Annotated in this window: 17 protein-coding genes and 3 pseudogenes; 7 read left to right on the top strand and 13 right to left on the bottom strand. The window is 57.8% G+C overall.

Annotation, left to right across the window (positions count from 1 at the left end):
• The first annotated feature begins 432 nt into the window (after window positions 1-432).
• The 4 genes and pseudogenes from tnpC to NKI17_RS35830 form a co-directional block, all read left to right on the top strand.
• Window positions 433-1,941, top strand: a complete 1,509-nt coding sequence (gene tnpC, locus NKI17_RS35845; protein ID WP_352907817.1) for an IS66 family transposase — start codon at window positions 433-435, stop codon at window positions 1,939-1,941.
• Window positions 1,835-2,860, top strand: coding sequence for an IS110 family RNA-guided transposase (locus NKI17_RS35840; protein ID WP_352907815.1), 1,026 nt, complete (start codon window positions 1,835-1,837; stop codon window positions 2,858-2,860). Before tnpC ends, NKI17_RS35840 begins: the two co-directional genes overlap by 107 nt.
• A 284-nt stretch (window positions 2,861-3,144) precedes the next feature.
• The gene (locus NKI17_RS35835) at window positions 3,145-3,789 is read left to right on the top strand and encodes a UPF0149 family protein (RefSeq protein ID WP_352907813.1); all 645 of its coding nucleotides are present in this window, start codon (window positions 3,145-3,147) and stop codon (window positions 3,787-3,789) included.
• Window positions 3,790-4,177: 388 nt separating this feature from the next.
• A pseudogene (locus tag NKI17_RS35830) lies at window positions 4,178-4,354 on the top strand (ISL3 family transposase); the annotation flags it as partial.
• Between the two features lie 184 nt (window positions 4,355-4,538).
• On the opposite strand, the gene NKI17_RS35825 reads toward NKI17_RS35830, so the two are convergent.
• The 7 genes from NKI17_RS35825 to NKI17_RS35795 all read right to left on the bottom strand — a co-directional run bounded on the left by NKI17_RS35825 (window position 4,539) and on the right by NKI17_RS35795 (window position 9,213).
• The gene (locus NKI17_RS35825) at window positions 4,539-5,720 is read right to left on the bottom strand and encodes an acetyl-CoA C-acetyltransferase (RefSeq protein ID WP_352907811.1); all 1,182 of its coding nucleotides are present in this window, start codon (window positions 5,718-5,720) and stop codon (window positions 4,539-4,541) included.
• A gap of 41 nt (window positions 5,721-5,761) precedes the next feature.
• The gene (locus NKI17_RS35820; protein ID WP_352907809.1) at window positions 5,762-6,391 is read right to left on the bottom strand and encodes a 3-oxoacid CoA-transferase subunit B; all 630 of its coding nucleotides are present in this window, start codon (window positions 6,389-6,391) and stop codon (window positions 5,762-5,764) included.
• A 20-nt stretch (window positions 6,392-6,411) separates the two neighbouring features.
• On the bottom strand, window positions 6,412-7,110 hold the full coding sequence (locus NKI17_RS35815; protein ID WP_352907807.1) for a CoA transferase subunit A: 699 nt from the start codon (window positions 7,108-7,110) through the stop codon (window positions 6,412-6,414).
• A 144-nt stretch (window positions 7,111-7,254) separates the two neighbouring features.
• Window positions 7,255-7,932 carry an ABC transporter permease subunit gene (locus tag NKI17_RS35810; RefSeq protein WP_352907806.1) on the bottom strand — a complete coding sequence of 226 codons (678 nt, stop codon included), beginning with the start codon at window positions 7,930-7,932 and terminating at the stop codon, window positions 7,255-7,257.
• Window positions 7,932-8,585, bottom strand: coding sequence for an ABC transporter permease subunit (locus tag NKI17_RS35805; RefSeq protein ID WP_352907804.1), 654 nt, complete (start codon window positions 8,583-8,585; stop codon window positions 7,932-7,934). The genes NKI17_RS35810 and NKI17_RS35805 overlap by 1 nt, the downstream gene beginning before the upstream one ends.
• Window positions 8,586-8,630: 45 nt before the next feature.
• Entirely contained in the window at window positions 8,631-9,017 is a 387-nt protein-coding gene (locus tag NKI17_RS35800; RefSeq protein WP_352907821.1) for a hypothetical protein, read from the bottom strand.
• Window positions 9,018-9,114: 97 nt separating this feature from the next.
• Window positions 9,115-9,213 (bottom strand): 3-hydroxyacyl-CoA dehydrogenase NAD-binding domain-containing protein, encoded by a 99-nt coding sequence (locus NKI17_RS35795; RefSeq protein WP_352907819.1) that lies wholly within the window; start codon window positions 9,211-9,213, stop codon window positions 9,115-9,117.
• On the opposite strand from NKI17_RS35795, the gene NKI17_RS35790 reads away from it, so the two are divergent.
• On the top strand, window positions 9,176-9,466 hold the full coding sequence (locus tag NKI17_RS35790) for a hypothetical protein (protein ID WP_352907823.1): 291 nt from the start codon (window positions 9,176-9,178) through the stop codon (window positions 9,464-9,466). The genes NKI17_RS35795 and NKI17_RS35790 overlap by 38 nt on opposite strands.
• A 152-nt stretch (window positions 9,467-9,618) precedes the next feature.
• Here the strand turns inward: NKI17_RS35790 and NKI17_RS35785 are convergent, their stop codons facing one another.
• The 3 genes from NKI17_RS35785 to NKI17_RS35775 all read right to left on the bottom strand — a co-directional run bounded on the left by NKI17_RS35785 (window position 9,619) and on the right by NKI17_RS35775 (window position 12,364).
• Entirely contained in the window at window positions 9,619-10,398 is a 780-nt protein-coding gene (locus NKI17_RS35785) for a transporter substrate-binding domain-containing protein (protein ID WP_352907802.1), read from the bottom strand.
• A gap of 35 nt (window positions 10,399-10,433) precedes the next feature.
• The gene (locus tag NKI17_RS35780; RefSeq protein ID WP_352907801.1) at window positions 10,434-11,237 is read right to left on the bottom strand and encodes an amino acid ABC transporter ATP-binding protein; all 804 of its coding nucleotides are present in this window, start codon (window positions 11,235-11,237) and stop codon (window positions 10,434-10,436) included.
• Window positions 11,238-11,455: 218 nt separating this feature from the next.
• Window positions 11,456-12,364 carry a beta-keto acid cleavage family enzyme gene (locus NKI17_RS35775; protein ID WP_352907799.1) on the bottom strand — a complete coding sequence of 303 codons (909 nt, stop codon included), beginning with the start codon at window positions 12,362-12,364 and terminating at the stop codon, window positions 11,456-11,458.
• Window positions 12,365-12,761: 397 nt separating this feature from the next.
• On the opposite strand from NKI17_RS35775, the pseudogene NKI17_RS35770 reads away from it, so the two are divergent.
• Window positions 12,762-13,159, top strand: a pseudogene (locus tag NKI17_RS35770) (transposase); the annotation flags it as partial.
• 148 nt (window positions 13,160-13,307) lie between these two features.
• On the opposite strand, the pseudogene NKI17_RS35765 reads toward NKI17_RS35770, so the two are convergent.
• Together NKI17_RS35765 and NKI17_RS35760 are read right to left on the bottom strand one after the other, a co-directional pair.
• Window positions 13,308-14,267 (bottom strand): annotated as a pseudogene (locus NKI17_RS35765) (IS1380 family transposase); the annotation flags it as partial.
• A 307-nt stretch (window positions 14,268-14,574) separates the two neighbouring features.
• On the bottom strand, window positions 14,575-15,378 hold the full coding sequence (locus NKI17_RS35760; RefSeq protein WP_352907797.1) for a 3-hydroxybutyrate dehydrogenase: 804 nt from the start codon (window positions 15,376-15,378) through the stop codon (window positions 14,575-14,577).
• A 106-nt stretch (window positions 15,379-15,484) separates the two neighbouring features.
• Between NKI17_RS35760 and NKI17_RS35755 the strand changes: the two genes are divergently transcribed.
• A complete protein-coding gene (locus NKI17_RS35755; RefSeq protein WP_352907795.1) occupies window positions 15,485-16,351 on the top strand; it encodes a LysR family transcriptional regulator in 867 nt (288 codons plus the stop codon).
• Window positions 16,352-16,380: 29 nt separating this feature from the next.
• On the opposite strand, the gene NKI17_RS35750 is transcribed toward NKI17_RS35755, so the two are convergent.
• The gene (locus NKI17_RS35750; RefSeq protein ID WP_502894723.1) at window positions 16,381-16,743 is read right to left on the bottom strand and encodes an FAD-dependent oxidoreductase; all 363 of its coding nucleotides are present in this window, start codon (window positions 16,741-16,743) and stop codon (window positions 16,381-16,383) included.
• Between the last annotated feature and the right edge of the window lie 112 nt (window positions 16,744-16,855).

Below are 16,855 nucleotides of genomic sequence, written 5' to 3'. Positions count from 1 at the left end.
GTAAAGCGGATGATGTGGGTCCATAACCCGGATCAGCTCACCCGATGATTCGTCAGACTCACCAGCAGGGATATTCCTGGATGCCTTCGTTGGACGGGATCGATTGGCGCCGGCCGAACAAGATTTATCGACCCCGTCTGGCCGGCTAAATTCGGCCGTTCTCATTGATTTTGTGTCGATTTTGCTTCCGTAGACGAGGTCTTTCGGGTATGTAATTTGGGTGTCGGAACAAGCTCCTTCAATCGCTGATTTCCTCGCCCGGATCGCCACTCTGGAGGCGGCCGTTTGTGCCCGTGACACCACCATCGCCGAACGGGATGAGCAGTTGCGAAGAGAGCGCGCCGAGGCCGCACTTCGCATCCAGCGCCTGCAGCTGCGGATCGATCGCTCAACCGCAAAGCCTTCGGCCGCTCCTCCGAGAAGCTGGACCAGATGCGGCTTGAACTCGAAGATCTCGAGACCGATTTCGCCGCCAGCGCGCCCGATCTCGAACTGCCTATCGTCGCTGACACCGATAAGGTCCGGGTGTTGCCGGTGCGCAAGCTCAATCCGAACCTGCCGCGCAAGCAGATCGTTCGCGAGCCCTCTTGCGCATGCTGCCCGGGCTGCGGCGGCGACATGCGCGCCATGGGCCAAGATAGTGAGGAGATGCTCGATCTGGTCGCCCAAGCCTGGCAGGTGATGGAGACCGTTCGACCCAAGTACAGCTGCCGGACCTACGATAAAATCATCCAGGCGCCGGCACCAGCCAAGGCCATTGCACGCGGCAAGCTCAGCTATGCCGCGCTTGCCCATATCATGATGGCCAAGTGGGGTTATTATCTGCCTTTCTACCGTCAGGTACAGATGATGGCCGCCAAGGGCGTCGATATCGAGCGATCCACGCTTGCGCGCAGCGCCGGCTACGCCGCCGCCTTGCTCGATCCGATCTACAACCGCATCCGTGAGATCGGCCGTACCCGAACCAAGATCCACACCGACGACACGCGGCTTCCGATCCTGGCGCCCGGCAACGGCAGGACACACAAGGGCGCGCTCTGGGTTTACGTTGCCGACGATCGCAACTCGGGTTCGCAGGAGCCGCCGATCGCCTGGTATCGCGCCACCATGGGCCGCGCCGGCGAGAGCGTGATGAGCGAGCTCGCCGGATTTACCGGGACGCTCCAGGCTGACGGTTTCAGCGGCTACAACCAGCTCTACAAGGGTGGCGCCATTCGAGAAGCTGCCTGCCTGGCCCATCTGCGTCGCAAGATATTCGACGTTCACGACAGCCAGCCGACCGAGCTCAGCACGACGGCGATGGCCGGTATCCAGGCGATCTACTGGATCGAGGAAGAGATACGGGGGCTGCCGCCCGCCGAGCGATTGGCCGCACGACGAAGGCGGACCCGACCACTGGTCCGCGCGCTGCGACGACAGCTCATGCGCCAGGGCAAGGGTTTGTCGCGCCATGCCGATATCGCGAAGGCCTTCGCCTATGGCACCAGGCGATGGCGCGCGTTCAATCGCTTCCTCTATGATGGCCAGCTCGAGCCCGACAACCTCATCGCGGAGCGCGCCATTCGCGGATTTACGGTCGGCAGGCGCAATTGGCTTTTCTCGGGCAGCTTCGCCGCGGCCGAGCGGTCAGCGGTCGTGCTCAGCATCATTGAGACCTGCAAGCTCTGCGGCGTCGATGCCGAAGCCTACATGGCCGATGTCACCGAGCGCATCCAGAACGACTGGCCAGCCTCGCGCTGGGACGAACTGATGCCGTGTTGGGGTGGACGGCTCCCAACGGCATCGCGATGTGCCAGAATGAGTTCGTTGAAAGCTCAATCGAGGGAGACCGTCCGTGGAAGAGATTATCCGAATTGGTGTCGATACGTCAAAGAGCGTTTTCCAATTGCATGGCGTGAACGCAGCCGAGCAACCAATCCTGCGCAAGAAGCTTTCGCGTAGGGAGATGGTGAAATTCTTCGAGAAAGCACCACCGACCACCGTCGCACTCGAAGCTTGCGGTGGCTCTCATCATTGGGCGAGGTTGTTAGGTTCCTTCGGCCGCGACGTAAAATTGATCGCGCCGAAGCCTTATGTCAAGCGCGGCAAGAACGACGCGGCGGATGCGGAAGCCTTGTGTGAGGCGATGAGCCGACCCACCATGCGCTTCGTGCCGGTAAAGAGCGCGGAACAGCAGGCTGCGTTAATGCTGGTCGGTGTGCGAGAGAGACTCATCCGCAATCGGACACAGCTTGCCAATGCTATTCGCGGTTTCGCCATGGAGTTCGGCATCGTCGCGGCCACCGGCATGTGCCGGATCGAACCGCTATTGGAGCGCATTGCGGCTGATCAAGCCCTGCCTGAATTGGCCCGCGAGCTCTTTGCCATGCATGGCGTTGAGTATCGAGATTTGCTTGCCGAAACGAAAGTCGTCGAGGAGAAATTAACCGCGTTGCATCGCTCCGATCAATGCAGCAGGCGCCTGGCCGAAATTCCGGGCGTCGGGCCGGTCGGCGCATCGCTTTTGATGATGAAGACCCCAGATCCCCGAACGTTCAAGTCGGGTCGCGATTTTGCCGCCTGGATAGGACTCACGCCCAAAGACCATTCGACCGCAGGCAAGGTCAGACTGGGGGTGATCACACGTGCTGGCGACGAAATGCTGAGGAGCGTATTGGTGGTTGGCGCAACTGCCCTTCTTCAGCATGTCAGAACCGGTCGAAGCAGACATGCTTCCCGATGGCTGATCGAACTCCTGCAACGGAAGAAACCGAAGCTGGTGGCGGTGGCGCTCGCGAATAAGATCGCCCGAATTGCCTGGAAGCTTATGGTGAGCGGCGAAACGTACCGGCGACCGGAAGAACAAACACAGGCAATTTAGGAAATTGGCCACCACGGCGAGCACGATAAAAATGCTACCGTGTTGAGCTGATGCTGTGAACTTGCAAGAGAAAAGCAGATGGTGCGATCGATCGATCCAAGACGCGTGACACTCCGCCAATTCCAGTGGCCCTTCGAGGTCGTTGCCGTGTTGGGAACACGCGTTGCGGAAACCATCTTGGCCAGTGGTCATGTGCGACCACACACAAAGGCCGCACATATGGATGCAAGCGATCCGATCAAAAATATCCGCAAAAAACACTTGCAAGTGGGAGCCGTCCACATATGGAATTGGGTGCGCCGCCAAGCGATGCAGCTCTCCTTGGCGGCATGAGCGCGATCGATGACATGGCGCTGTCGGACGAGGCGCTCGAGGCCTGGATGGCCGTCAAGATCAACCGTCGCCCGCTGGTGCGGACCATGTCGGCGCTGGATGGCTTCGTAACGGCAGCGGTCACCGGGCCGCGGTTCCCGGACCCGCAAGACTGGATGTGCCCGCTCATAGGGTTGCCGCGCGACGTCTTGGCCAAAGGCTCTGCAACAGATCGGGCCGTGTTTGCCAGCGGCGCCAGGATCCACAACCGGATCAACGAAACGCTCTTCGACAGACCGCAGGATTATGCGCCTCGATTCGCCACCAAGCCCAGGGGCGGCATCGACGCCCGGCCGTGGTGCCAGGGGTTCTACGCGGCCATGAATCTCAACATCAAAAAATGGAAACGGCTGCTCGACCTCAACAACCCCCATCACGGCCTGCTGCTGCCGATCCTGATCTACTGCGTCGACAAAAAGGGGAGGCCCGTCCTCGGCAAGCCCAGGCCAGGACCCGAGACCGCGCACTTCATCGAGCACGAGGCGTACAAAGACATCACCCTCGTCATCCCCGCTCTGCGCGAACTCCACTACCTCACCCATTATGACTCGGAGTGATCGGCGCCGGCGCGCCGACGAACGAGAGACTAACCATCAAGGCGATTTCGGGAAAGGTGCCTTGGCGCACCGCTTACAGACCGACCGCCTGAGCGAACTTCGTTGGATAAAAGTTGGGGGCAATGTCAATGCCGCCGCAAGCGGGATATTGGTGCAGCCGTCTCAAGCGGCGACCGTATGTGAGTTTGATTAGGCTCGATTGACCGAGCCGTGTCACGCAATCGGGCCCAGCTCTGGATTCCGCCACCAATAGGGAGCAATACGATGCCGCCCTAACACACCTCTTGACCTCAGCATCGTCATGTGAGCTGGGATACCCGCCGATCAGTTCGGGGAGCTTAAGGCTCCCAACATCGAGTCGACTGATCGCGGCTGCGCCTAAGCCCTAGCTTTGGCCAATGCGCTGCCGAAGGCTATCTCGGTGGCTGACAGATGGGCATCTAATGGAAAACGCCAGCCGGGCATTCCTCGACGCCGTACACAAGTCCATGCGCGAGATTAAAACTACGATTGGGGGCGCAATAATTGTTCCGGCCTGACAACCGCCGCCGAGCGGATTCAATATATCAAGGCTATCTCGACAGAAAACACGCCAGTACCGCCATTCCGGATTGGCTTTTCCGACGGGAGAAAAGGCGTTGCATTCCAGAAGCTCAATGCTCGCATGCGACTGTCCCGGTTCCTGCAGGAACGGTCAATCGAAATATCGCAGAGTCGGAACTCGGCGGCGGCCATGACGCTGCCTCCCCTCACATCGCTTCTACGCACATAGCAACGCCCATGCCGCCACCGATACAAAGTGTTGCCAGCCCCTTCTTCGCGCCACGGCGCTTCATCTCGAACAGCAACGTGTTGAGCACGCGGGCACCGGATGCGCCGATTGGATGACCGATGGCAATGGCGCCGCCGTTGACGTTGACGATTTCAGGATCCCAGCCAAGCTCCTTGTTGACTGCACAGGCCTGAGCCGCGAAAGCCTCGTTGGCTTCGACCAACTCGACATCGCCGACCGTCCACCCGGCTTTCGCCAGCGCCTTGCGCGAAGCCGGGATCGGACCGGTGCCCATGACCTGTGGATCGACACCGGCCGTTGCCCAGGAAACGATCCGGGCGAGCGGTTGGATACCCCGGCGCGTGGCTTCGGCATCGCTCATCAGCAGGGTGGCGGCGGCGCCGTCATTGATGCCGGAGGCATTTGCTGCCGTCACAGTGCCGTCCTTGTCGAAGGCCGGACGCAGCTTCGTCATTTGGTCGAAGGTTGCGCCATGGCGGATATATTCGTCTTGGTCGACGGTTACGTCACCCTTACGGGTCTTGATGATGAAGGGAATGATCTCATCGGCGAACCTGCCGGCCTTTTGCGCCGCTTCCGCCTTGTTCTGCGAAGCGACGGCGAAAGCGTCCTGCTCGTCACGTGTCAACTGCCACTGCTTTGCGATGTTTTCGGCGGTGATGCCCATATGATAGCCGTAGAAGGCATCCGTCAGGCCGTCCTTGATCATCGTATCGATCATCTTGAAGTCGCCCATCTTGACGCCGCCACGCAGATGCGCGCAATGCGGCGCCATCGACATCGATTCCATGCCACCGGCAACGATGATGCTGGCGTCGCCCATGGCGATTTGCTGCATGCCGAGCGAAACGGCGCGTAGGCCCGAGCCGCAAAGCTGGTTCATACCCCAGGCGGTTTTTTCCTGCGGGATGCCCGCCTTCATCGCCGCTTGACGGGCCGGGTTCTGCCCCTCGCCTGCCGGGAGCACCTGGCCGAGGATCACCTCGTCGACCTCGCGCACTTCGACGCCGGCGCGCTCGAGGGCGCCTTTGATCACGGCGGCGCCGAGTTCATGTGCCGGCATGTTGGCGAAAGCACCGTTGAAGGAGCCGACGGCGGTACGGGCCGCGCTGGCGATGACGATCGATGTGTTGCTCATAATGGTCTCCTCCATACCTCTCCCGGCGAAGAAACGCCGGATCAGTTGACGATCGTTGCTTCGGTTGCGTTGCGCAGTTCATTGTCGGTCACGCCGTCGGCTACTTCCACCAACTTCAGGCCACCCTCGACGACGTCGAGCACACCAAGATTGGTGATGATCCGATCGACGACGCTCTTGCCAGTGAGCGGCAGAGTGCAGGCCTTGAGTACCTTCGATTCGCCTGCCTTGTTCGTATGGTCCATGACGACCACCACCCGCTTGACGCCGGCGACGAGATCCATTGCGCCGCCCATGCCCTTGACCAGCTTGCCGGGGATCATCCAGTTGGCGAGGTCGCCATTCTCAGCCACTTCCATGGCGCCAAGGATTGCCATGGCGATCTTGCCGCCACGGATCATCGCAAAGCTCTGCGCCGAGTCGAAGAAGGCCGAATCCGGCAGTGCCGTCACCGTCTGCTTGCCGGCATTGATAAGATCGGCGTCGATCTGGTCTTCGTTCGGAAAGGGGCCGATGCCGAGCAGGCCGTTCTCCGACTGTAGTGTCACGTGGACCCCTTCGGGAGTATGATTCGCGACCAGCGTTGGAATGCCGATGCCGAGATTGACGTAAGTGCCGTCTTCGAGTTCTCGGGCAGCGCGCGCCGCCATCTGGTTTCTGTCCCAGGCCATTTGTTTCTCCTCCCCTGTTCTCAAGCCGCCGCGCGCGTGGTGCGCTGCTCAATGCGTTTCTCGTGTTTGCCTTGGATTAGGCGATGGACGTAGATTCCCGGCAGGTGGATTTGATCGGGTTCGAGGCTGCCGATCTGAACGATCTCTTCGACCTCTGCCACGCAGATCTTTCCGCAAGTGGCGGCCGGCGGGTTGAAGTTGCGCGCTGTTTTGCGGAAAACGAGATTGCCTGACGTGTCCGCCTTCCAGGCTTTGACGATCGATAGGTCCGCGACGATCCCGGTTTCAAGAACGTAGGTCTCGCCGTTGAAGCTCTTGTGCTCCTTGCCCTCGGCGACCACAGTGCCGACGCCCGTCTTGGTATAGAAGCCGGCGATGCCAGCACCGCCGGCGCGCATGCGCTCGGCCAGCGTCCCTTGCGGGTTGAACTCAAGCTCCAGCTCGCCGCTCAGATACTGGCGCATGAACTCGGCGTTCTCGCCGACATAGGACGAGATCATCTTCCTGATCTGCCGCGTCTTCAAAAGCAGGCCGAGCCCGAAATCGTCGACCCCGCAGTTGTTCGAGGCGATCGTCATGCCCTTAGTACCAGCCTCACGGATGGCGCTGATCAACAGTTCCGGTATGCCGCAAAGGCCGAACCCGCCGGCCGCAATAAACATCCCGTCGAACAAGAGCCCGTCAAGTGCTGAAACAGGGCTGCTGAATACTTTTTGCACGTCATCACTCCAAATCTAGTTTCTTATCAGACACGCCCATCGAACCCACTGACGCGCGGCAAAGGTAATCGCTCCGCCAAAACTGCCTGCGGATGCTTGCCGTAAGCGCTATTTCGCTCGGATCAACTTGACCGAATAGCGGACTTACATAGCTGCTCGTTTTCTAATGGCAGCGAGCGCCAGATCGATAAGGCCCACCATGAGCAGGTAGAAAACGGCGGCTGCGATATACGGAGAGAGATTGTCAGAAAAAATCTTGCCGTATGATCTTGCGTTGCTCAAGACGTCGGAGACCGCAATGGCACTCGCGAGTGACGTTGCTTTAAGAGTGAACACTAGCTCGTTCCCAATCGTCATAACCGAATTGCGAAAGGCTATTGGCAGCACGACGTGCCGAAGAGCCATTCCCTGGCTCATGCCAACGGCCGTGCAAGCCTCGACTTGTCCGCGAGTGACTGACTTGATTCCTCCTCGGAGAACTTCCGCCAGATACGCCGCATTGTTCAGGCTGAAGCCAAGGACGGCGATAGCAAACGAATACCGGAAAAATACCTCCCAAAGCGGCCCTTGTCGGATGAAGCCGATGTTTGGCAAGCCGTAATATAGAAAGTAGAGCAGCGTCAGCAGTGGAATTGCTCGAAATGAGAACGTAAACGCTTCGCCAGACCATTTCAAAATGAGGTTGTCGCTGTTCACAAGCACCGCAACGCCGGTACCCAGAATTAGCCCGAAAACCATCGCGAGCGTCGTGAGCGCGATCGTCACGGGTATCCCCCGTGCGACTGCGAGCCAAAGTTCTGAATGTAAAAGAAGGTCGAACATCACAGTTGTTTCGCAGTCTCAAGTCGGCGTTGGAAGGTTGTCAAGATCGCAGATACAGCCAAGTAGATAGCCGCCGCATAACCAAAGGCGGTGAGCGGATCGTGGGTCGCACCCACAACAATCTGCGCCCGGCGGGTTAGCTCAGTGACCCCGATGGCAGAAGCGATTGCTGTCAGTTTGATAACGACCAACAGTAGACTTCCCAAACTTGGGGCCGCCAAGCGAAGCATCAGCGGAATTGCGATGCGAATGTTGATGAGATGTCCCGGCATTCCGATCGCGTGCCCAGCTTCAAGCAATCCCCGGGGAACCGCTCGATAGGCGTCTGAGAAAATTTGACAGGCGTAGGAGCCGATCTGTACCCCGAGCGCGAGCAGTGCCGCCGCAAACGGGCTTAGATCCGGGATGGCTACGGAGCGGGTAAACGCGATGGAGCCGTAATATGTTAGCAGGATGGTCAGCAATTCCGGAAGAGCGCGGAACACGCTGATATAGATCGAAATGAGGATCTTAACGAGGTTGGGCGAGTGATCGCGGATCAGCGCCAGCAGCAGACCGATCGCCGCGGCCGCTACGAACGAAGAGCCTCCCAACGCGACTGACGCGATAATCCCTTGAGTTAGGTAAGGTAGGTAGTCTGCCGTTGTGTTCACAAGGATCGGCCCTTCGTCATGTGCTTGTTAATCTGCGGCTAATTCTTAGCTTGGATCGACCTCGCGAGTGGCCGACGCAAGCTCCAGAGCCTTACGAATTCCAATTACACCCGAATTTCTAAGGCTTAGAAGCGGGGATTGACCCTTCGATCCGATCGTCTGATACACTTCGCGGGCATACGTGGCGATCAATGACTCATCTATATCGAACTCCGCGTCCGCCACGAAGCCGCCCTTGATCTCGTTGACCAGACCCTTGACGAAATCCTCGTACATCTCCGGTGTTTGCGTACCCAGGTAAAATACGCTGGAAGGTCCCATGACGGCCCATCGAAGCGCTGGCCCGATTGCGATTGCGCGGTCGATCGTCGCCGCGTCAGCCACTCCCTGCGAATAGATATGGAATATTTCCTTGAGAACCGCCGCCTGAATACGGTTTCCGATATGCTTTCTATCTCGCGCTTATGCTCGACGACCTCACATCCCGTTGATCGATAGAACTCTGCCGCTGTGGTTGCGGCAATCGGCGCTACCTCCCGCCAGCGATCTCGACCAACGGAATGAGATAGGGTGGGTTGAACGGATGACCGGTGATAATCCGCTCTGGCGCGTTGGCCATTGGTATCAAATCTTTCGCAAGAAAGCCTGCCGAACTGGAGGCGATGATCGCATCCAATGGTGCAATGTCCGTCCTGGAAAAGCGCTTTCTTCTGGCTCAGGATTTGCTCTCCTTGGATAAACTTCGCATCACGAAGCGCATTCTCCAGGTCCGCAGTGAACCTCGCCCGCTCCAGACCTGCATTCGCCGACAGCCCAAGCCGTTCCAGCGCAGGCATTGCTCGCTCCAGATAGCCGTCAAGCCATTCTTTTCGCTCGGGTAGCGGCTCGTAAACCACTATGTCCACCCCGGCGCCATAAAGTGCGCAGCCCATCCAGATCCGATGTTTCCAGCGCCTATATAGACGACGCTTTCGAAATGTTTTTCCGAGAACTCCTCACTCATGTCGACCTCAACTTTTGCTGAGGGGTAAGATCAGTTGAGGATGTTTTTTCCGAAGTACTTGTCAGAGATTTCTTCGTACTTCCCGCTCTTCACAATCTTATCGAGAGCGACCTTGAGCTGCTCAGCCCACTTGCTGTCGCCCTTACGCAGCATAAACCCCTGCCCCTCGCCGAAATATCTCGGATCCCGGACGCTCTCGCCGACCATTTTGAACGCGTCAGGTTGCTTCTTGACGTACGAGTAGAAAAGCTGGTTTTCGTCGCCGAATACAGCATCAACTCTGCCTGTCCCCAAATCGAGAATGGCGTCGTTGATCTGTTCGTAAGGCTGGATCGTCGCGAATTTTGCAAACGTTTCATTGCTATAACGAACCGACGGAGACGCGCCTTTTTCAACGCCTATCGTTTTGCCCTTAAGAGAGGCCGCACTGCCATCGATCGACGAACTTGCAGGGACGATCAAACGGTATGTCGGACGAATGTATGGCCCGACCATAGTGAACTTTTGCAAGCGCTCGTTGGTCATTGCGTAGGTGTTGATCAATGCGTCGATCTGCCCCGACTGCAGGGCCGCTATAGAGCCGTCGTAGGGAATTGCTTGGATATCGCAAGTGACGTCGATCGCCTCACACAACGCGCTCGAAATCTCGTAGTCAAAACCAGTCAGCTTCCCGTCTGTCGTTTGGAACGAGAATGGTTCATACACGGGATCCATTCCGACCTTGAGCGTATCCTTTGCTTCAGCAATCTGTGTTGCCATCGCAATGGTGCCGGCCATACCGATCACCGCCAATAGCTTCTGCATTTTCATGAGCTGCTCCTTTCGCTTTGTTGTAGTTTTGGACTTTAGTGCCGCATTCGCGCCAGAAACCTTTGCAGTTCCTCGGACTTCGGAGATTCGATAAGACTGCGAGGCGGGCCTTCTTCCTCGACGAGTCCTTTTCGCAGGAAAATCATCTTGCTTGAGACGTCACGTGCAAAAGCGATCTCATGCGTGACGATCAGCATTGTTCTTCCTTCTTTCGCGAGGTCAGTCATGACAGCAAGAACCTCGCCGACTAGTTCTGGGTCCAATGCCGATGTCGGCTCGTCGAAAAGGAGAACGTCTGGGTTCATCGCAAGAGCGCGTGCAATCGCAACTCGCTGCTGCTGTCCCCCGGAAAGTTGCGACGGCCGGTAGCCAGCACGGTCCGACAGTCCAACGCGGGCAAGTAAGTCTAACGCGCGAGCTCGTGCTACCTTAGGAGGCTCCTTCAAAACCCGAACCGGACCTTCCATCACATTTTCTGCTGCTGTCATGTGGGGCCAGAGGTTGAAGGATTGAAAGACCATCCCTACCTCGCGACGCAGGCGGCGCAGCTTCTGCTTGCTGGCGCTGGAGCGACTCAGGGCATCGGACCCTTCAAAAGTCTCGCCTCGAACAGACACTGACCCACTCGTTGGAATTTCAAGGAAATTCAGACACCGAAGGAAGGTGGATTTTCCTGATCCAGAAGCACCTATCAGGCTGATCACATCACCACGTCGCGCTTCGAGAGAGATCCCCCGCAGGACGTCTACAACAGCAAACCGTTTTGCGATTTTGTCAGCCCGCAGAACAGCCTCCTGCTCGGAGCGTTGCATCCCTCCAGTGATCTGCACTTGGTTCATCGGCTTTCCTTAGGTCCCTTGTCGGCTTCCTGGGCACCTGAGTTAGGTTTCTTCGCGAGACGACCGTCCTATTTTGTTACGCTATCACCCGGGCGGCAGCCGAGAAGGAAGTTTATCGAATTGATTCATTCAGAACCTGAATGAATGCGCCGAAGCTGCACGGCAAGTCTAGCGACGGCAATAGGCCCAGTACGCTGCTACTCATGCAAAGATTCCCGCTAAGATGCGGTGGGACGCTCCAAGCCAAGCTTCTGGCGTGTCTCAGCAGCGGTCAGAATGCTACCGCCCATGCCGCGGATCAGGCTGACGGCACGTTCGACAAGAGTATCATTGTCGGCGAAGACGCCCTTATCAAGATAGAGATTGTCTTCAAGACCTACACGAACATTACCCCCCTGCCCGACAGCCAGCGGAACAAAACGCAGTTCGTCGCGGCCGATGGCAAACGCACTCCATGTCGATTCTGCGGGAGCCAATTGTTTGAAGGCGTCGAGAACAAATGGCTCCGCCGGAGCGCCGCCAGGAATGCCCAGACAAAATTGGATTAAGGGCGCTCCTTTGAGAAGACCCTCTGCGAACATCTTCTTTACGAATGCAAGATGTCCGAGTTCAAAGACCTCTAGTTCTGGCTTGATCCCGAGTGAACGGATATGCTCCGCCATCGGCCGGAGATATGTTGCTGGCGCCATGTACACGAGATTGCCGTCGCCGAAATTCATGGAGCCACAGTCAAGTGTGCAGATCTCAGGCTTGAGCTTCGGGTCACGGCAAAGCCGATCCAGGTGTTGAAGCCGCTCTCTTGGGCCGAGCAGATCTGTGCCCGGTCCCGCAAACTGGCTCTCAGGCGTTTCAGAGAGCACTAAATCGCCTGCCATCCCGCAGCTAACGTTGATGATGACATCCGTGTCGCTGTCCCGGATCAGAGATACGATATCCGCGAAAAGTTCCGGGTCCCTGCTCTGTTGACCCGTTTGCGGGTCACGTGCATGGAGGTGTACGATTGCAGCGCCCGCCTTTGCGGCCGAGATGGCTGCGTCCGCAATTTCTTTAGGGGTAACCGGTATCCTTGGGTGGCGAGAAACCGTGTCCGCACCGCCAGTTACCGCGCAGGTGATAAACGTTCCCATTTTAGATCCTTGTCTGGTTACAGGCGGCCGTGATTCGCACATGCCTTAATAGCTAAGAGACAGACCTCGACCGACTAGCTTGTCATCAATTTGAAATCCGAGGATCGATCCACGACGATCCTATCCATGACCGAACTATGATGCGCCGCTTGGTTGCAGACAAATTATCGGTTTTCATTAATCTATTTGCCAAATGCATAAATCCTGCTCACGGCGCCGAATGGAATATGTCCGGGCAAAAAAGCTGCCGTCCAAAATGTTGGGAGCGGCAGCTAGAAGGCCCTAAATGGGCTGGGGAAGATTTGAAAGTCGTAGCCGGCCCAGTTGCTCCAAGACACCTGAAACCGGCTCGCACTAAGCCATATTAATTGGCCTCTTGTGCGAGGAGCTGTTTAGTACCCGCTTCATCGTCACCAACCTTGCAGGTGGCAAGGCCAAGGCGCTCTACTCTGCGAGGATGTCTACTGCCGGCGCGGCGCTGCCGAGAACCACATCAAGTCGTGGAAGACGCATCTCGCCGCCGACCGCACCTCCTGCACCAGAGCGACGGCAAACCAGTTCCGGTTGTTCCTGCATGCCGGTGCCTACTGGCTTATGTGGGGCTTGCGCGCCGCAATGCCGAAGCGTTCCAGCTTTGCCGTCGCCCAATTCGACACGCTGCGTCTGCGCCTCATCAAGATCGCCGCGCGGGTGGTCGAAATGAAGACCCAGATCCGCCTGCATCTGCCGACATCCTGCCCCGACCAGCGCATCCTGCGCATCGTCCTCAGTCGCATCCCGCAACTCGCGACATAAACAATGGGGCGCAGACGTCCCGAGACAAACCCGCAAACCCTCGCCTTCCATCACGACGGATCATCGCCGGCGCCTGATGAGGCTTAGGAAAACGCACCGCAAAGGCAACCAGATCGCCGCTTCAGGCCGCCGAAAGCTCATCGCCGTGCATCAAGCGGGCATCGGCACCTTGGGCGCCGACCTCGACCCGCGCGATGATGCGCTCGACGCGGCTCCAACTGGCGGCGCCGTCAACAAACTCCTTGAACCTGCGGACCTTGCCCGTCTTCGCCGACGCTTCGAAGCGCGCCGTCGTGCTGGTCTCCAGATCCGCGACATGCTTGCGCAGCGTCGTGGTGGGCGCCAGCCCGAGGATGAAGTCGACATCGTTGGCGCGGCACCAGTCGATGACCGGTGGACTGCAATAATGTCAGTCGGCTCGGATCAGGATCCGTGTGTTCGGCCAATTGCTCCGGATCGCCCGCACCAGGCGGCGCAGGTGGGGGCGGATCTCAGCCCCGCTCAGCCGCTTGGCCGGCCGAAGAACCGCACCGACGAACCGGCCATCGCCATCGAACACCACGATCGGCTGGAAGCCGTATTCGTCGTAATGGGCGTTGAACAGCCGCAATTGCTGGCCGCCATGCACGGCGTCAAAGGTGTCGTCAATGTCGAGCACGATCCGCTTCGGAACCTGGCGGAAGGAAGCGCAATAAAGGTCGAACATCGCACGGCCCATAACGACCAGTTGCCGTACCCCGGGCAGGTTCTCCAGCCGGCACATCGTCGACTGGGAGGCCAGATCCCGACACGAAGGCAGCGCATCCTGGGCCATCTTGAAGATCGGATCGGAGCGGAGCCGGTTGGCGTCGTTGCCATCCTCATAACCGGCGGCAATCATCTTTATGCGGAAGCCGATCATATCGGCCATGGCTATGGATAACCTGGTCCGGGGAGCGCGGATCATCGATGCAGCGCACCAGACGGTCAGCCACCCGCAGCCGCTTTTCCACCTCGGCCAGAGCGAGAACCCCACTGTTCGACGACAGCATGCCGTCGTCGAAACGCGCGACGACGGACTTGCCGCGAACAGATGACAACCGCTCAGCGGCAGCGTAGGATCATTCATGGCGGGTGTGGTCTCCGGGAAATGGCGCGGATCGGCGTAAGCAACCAAATCCTACGTCATTTCAACGGCTTGAACCACATCCGCCAACCCCCCATGAATTTTTCAGGTTAGCTGCGCTCCGAATGTTATCCGGTAATGCAACGGCTGCGCGCTTGCTAAGGTCGAACATCACGCTCACTACCTCCATGGTTGCGTCCAGGTTGCCGCTGGAACCCGTCAGGTCATGGCGGAAAGTAAGCGGACGTTCGGCCGACTTTGAGATGCAGCGTTCGATAATCCAAAGCGGGCCGCACGTTTGCCGAATTTGCTACGCGCTGATGCCGCCATCTACTGGCAGTGCGATACCGGTGATTGACCGAGCGTTCTCAGTGCATAAGAAAAGCATAGCGGACGCGACTTCAAAAGGATCAACGAAACGTTTAGTGGGCATTTCGCTCAGGAAATGCTCCTTCGTGGTCTGCTCCAAGGACAAACCGAGAGCTGCGGCTTTCGCTTCAACCTGGGCAGCCGCGAGCGGTGTGTAGACCCACCCGGGGCAGATTGCATTGCATGTGATGCCGAGTTCAGCGCCTTCAAGCGCAACAGTACGTGTGAGCCCAAGGATACCATGCTTCGCAGCTACATATGCCGTCTTACCAACTTCTCCGGCAAGAGCTAGCGTTGAAGCGGTGTTGATGATGCGCCCCCATCCTTTCCGTTTCATTCCCGGAAAAACAGCTTTGATAGCGTGGAATGCCGCACCGAGATTTACTGCGAGTAGTCGGTCCCACTGTTCGGTCGGAAAAGTCTCTACGCCGCTCACAAACTGAACGCCGGCGTTATTGATGAGGATATCGACATCGCCAAGTCGCGCGATGGCGGCTTGGACGAGAACGCCTCCCTGCCGTCCGTCTGACAAATCGTGGTCGAAATGAAAGGTCTTATGGCCGCTGAGCTCGCTCAATTCGTTTACGAAATGAGCAATGGCTTCCTGCTCGCCCAACCCATGAATGGCAACCTTTGCGCCAGATCGCGCGAACGTTCTCGCAATGTCTTGCCCCATTCCGGTTGTCGAGCCAGTAATCAGTACCGTGCGTCCGTCGAGAGAGACACTTAGATCAGCGACACCCACCTTTGATCCCCCTCTTTGAACCAGTTCAACCTATCAAACTCCGGCTTTGAAGATAATTTGTTTTCTGTTATCGATATATGCATTGCGTGAATAAATGAGCAATAATATGGACATTGCGCTTCTACGAACTTTTTCGGCGGTTGCGACGCTCGGCAGTTTTTCAGCAGCCGCGCAGCGCTTGAATATGACCCAATCTACGGTGAGCCAGCAAATTGCGCGACTAGAAGAGCACCTTGGAAAGCAATTGTTTGTTCGCACCACCCGCCGCTGTCGGCTTACTCATGCGGGTGACGAGCTCATGGAGCGCGCAAGTAAGGTGGTGGCCCTTGTTGATGAGATGGAGAGCGCGTTCCGCCCTGAGCTGAGCAGTGGAACAGTCGTGGTCGGCGTGGTTGACGACTCCTATCTTTTTGCTCCTCTCACGCGCGCTCTAGCTGAGTTCGTCGAGCGTCGTCCGACGGTAAGCATCGAGATAAGGGCAGGAATGTCCGCTGACCTCCTACGCGAATTGAAGGCGCGCAACATCGAACTTGCTTTGCTCCGTGTCGACCCGCAGGTAGAGCGTGCCGGGCTTCTTCAAACCAGCAAGCTGGTTTGGATTTCTTCTCCCAACTGGCAGGTTCCGCCAAATGGGGTCATCCCATTGGCCGTAGTCGGAGGCACTTGCAACTACCACAAGATCGCGCTTGAGACACTAAGACGGGCGGAGCTTCAATCCCGACGGGTAGTGACCTGCAGCAGCTTAGAGGGCGTACTTGAAGTAGTCCGAGCTGGTCTTGCGGTTTCAGTGGTGCCGGAGGGGGAACTGCGCACTGGCATGGTGGTTGTCAACGATCATCGCCTTCCTCCGCTTCCGCACACAGGTCTCAAAATCAGCTTCAGCGAGCAGGAGCCATCAGTGGCAGCGAAACAATTGGCCAGGGTGATCGAGAACACTCTTCAGAACCAAGTCGCCTTCAGGCGGAGTGCCTAACGTTTGAAGCGAACTCGAGCGACTTACCATCAAATTGGTGGTAGTCGGCTAATAGATCGTGTCAGCAAGTTTGGGGCGGTCGCCATCGATAATGTCCACCCGAGCGATCCATGGCCGCAGTTTAGGAACAGGCCTTTGATCCTTGTGCCCCCAACAATAGGTTTGCTGTCGGGAGTGACGGGACGTAGGCCAGTCCACGCGTTGACCTCGCCACCGTAATGGCCCGCTTTGGGGGAGATGCCCATCGCGGTAGTGAGAAGCGTCCGAAACCGATCCTCTCTAAACTTGCCGTTGGCGGGCCCAATATCTGCAAGGCCAGCGACACGCAATCGATTGCCTATACGACAGAAAACCGTCTTTCGAGCGGTGTCGGGTGTCGGTAATACTCGCAACTGAGCTGAAGCTAGAGCACATCCTGTTTAATCCGGTTCATATCCTGCGGCTTTGAAGTAGTTGGCACATTCGGCTGGCGTGAAGAGGTCGAGGACCGCGCCGACCGCGTCC

The organism is Mesorhizobium sp. M0816 (assembly GCF_040320005.1).
Lineage (GTDB): Bacteria > Pseudomonadota > Alphaproteobacteria > Rhizobiales > Rhizobiaceae > Mesorhizobium.
Note: the sequence above shows the minus strand (reverse complement) of the source record. Positions and strands in the feature narration are given on the sequence as shown.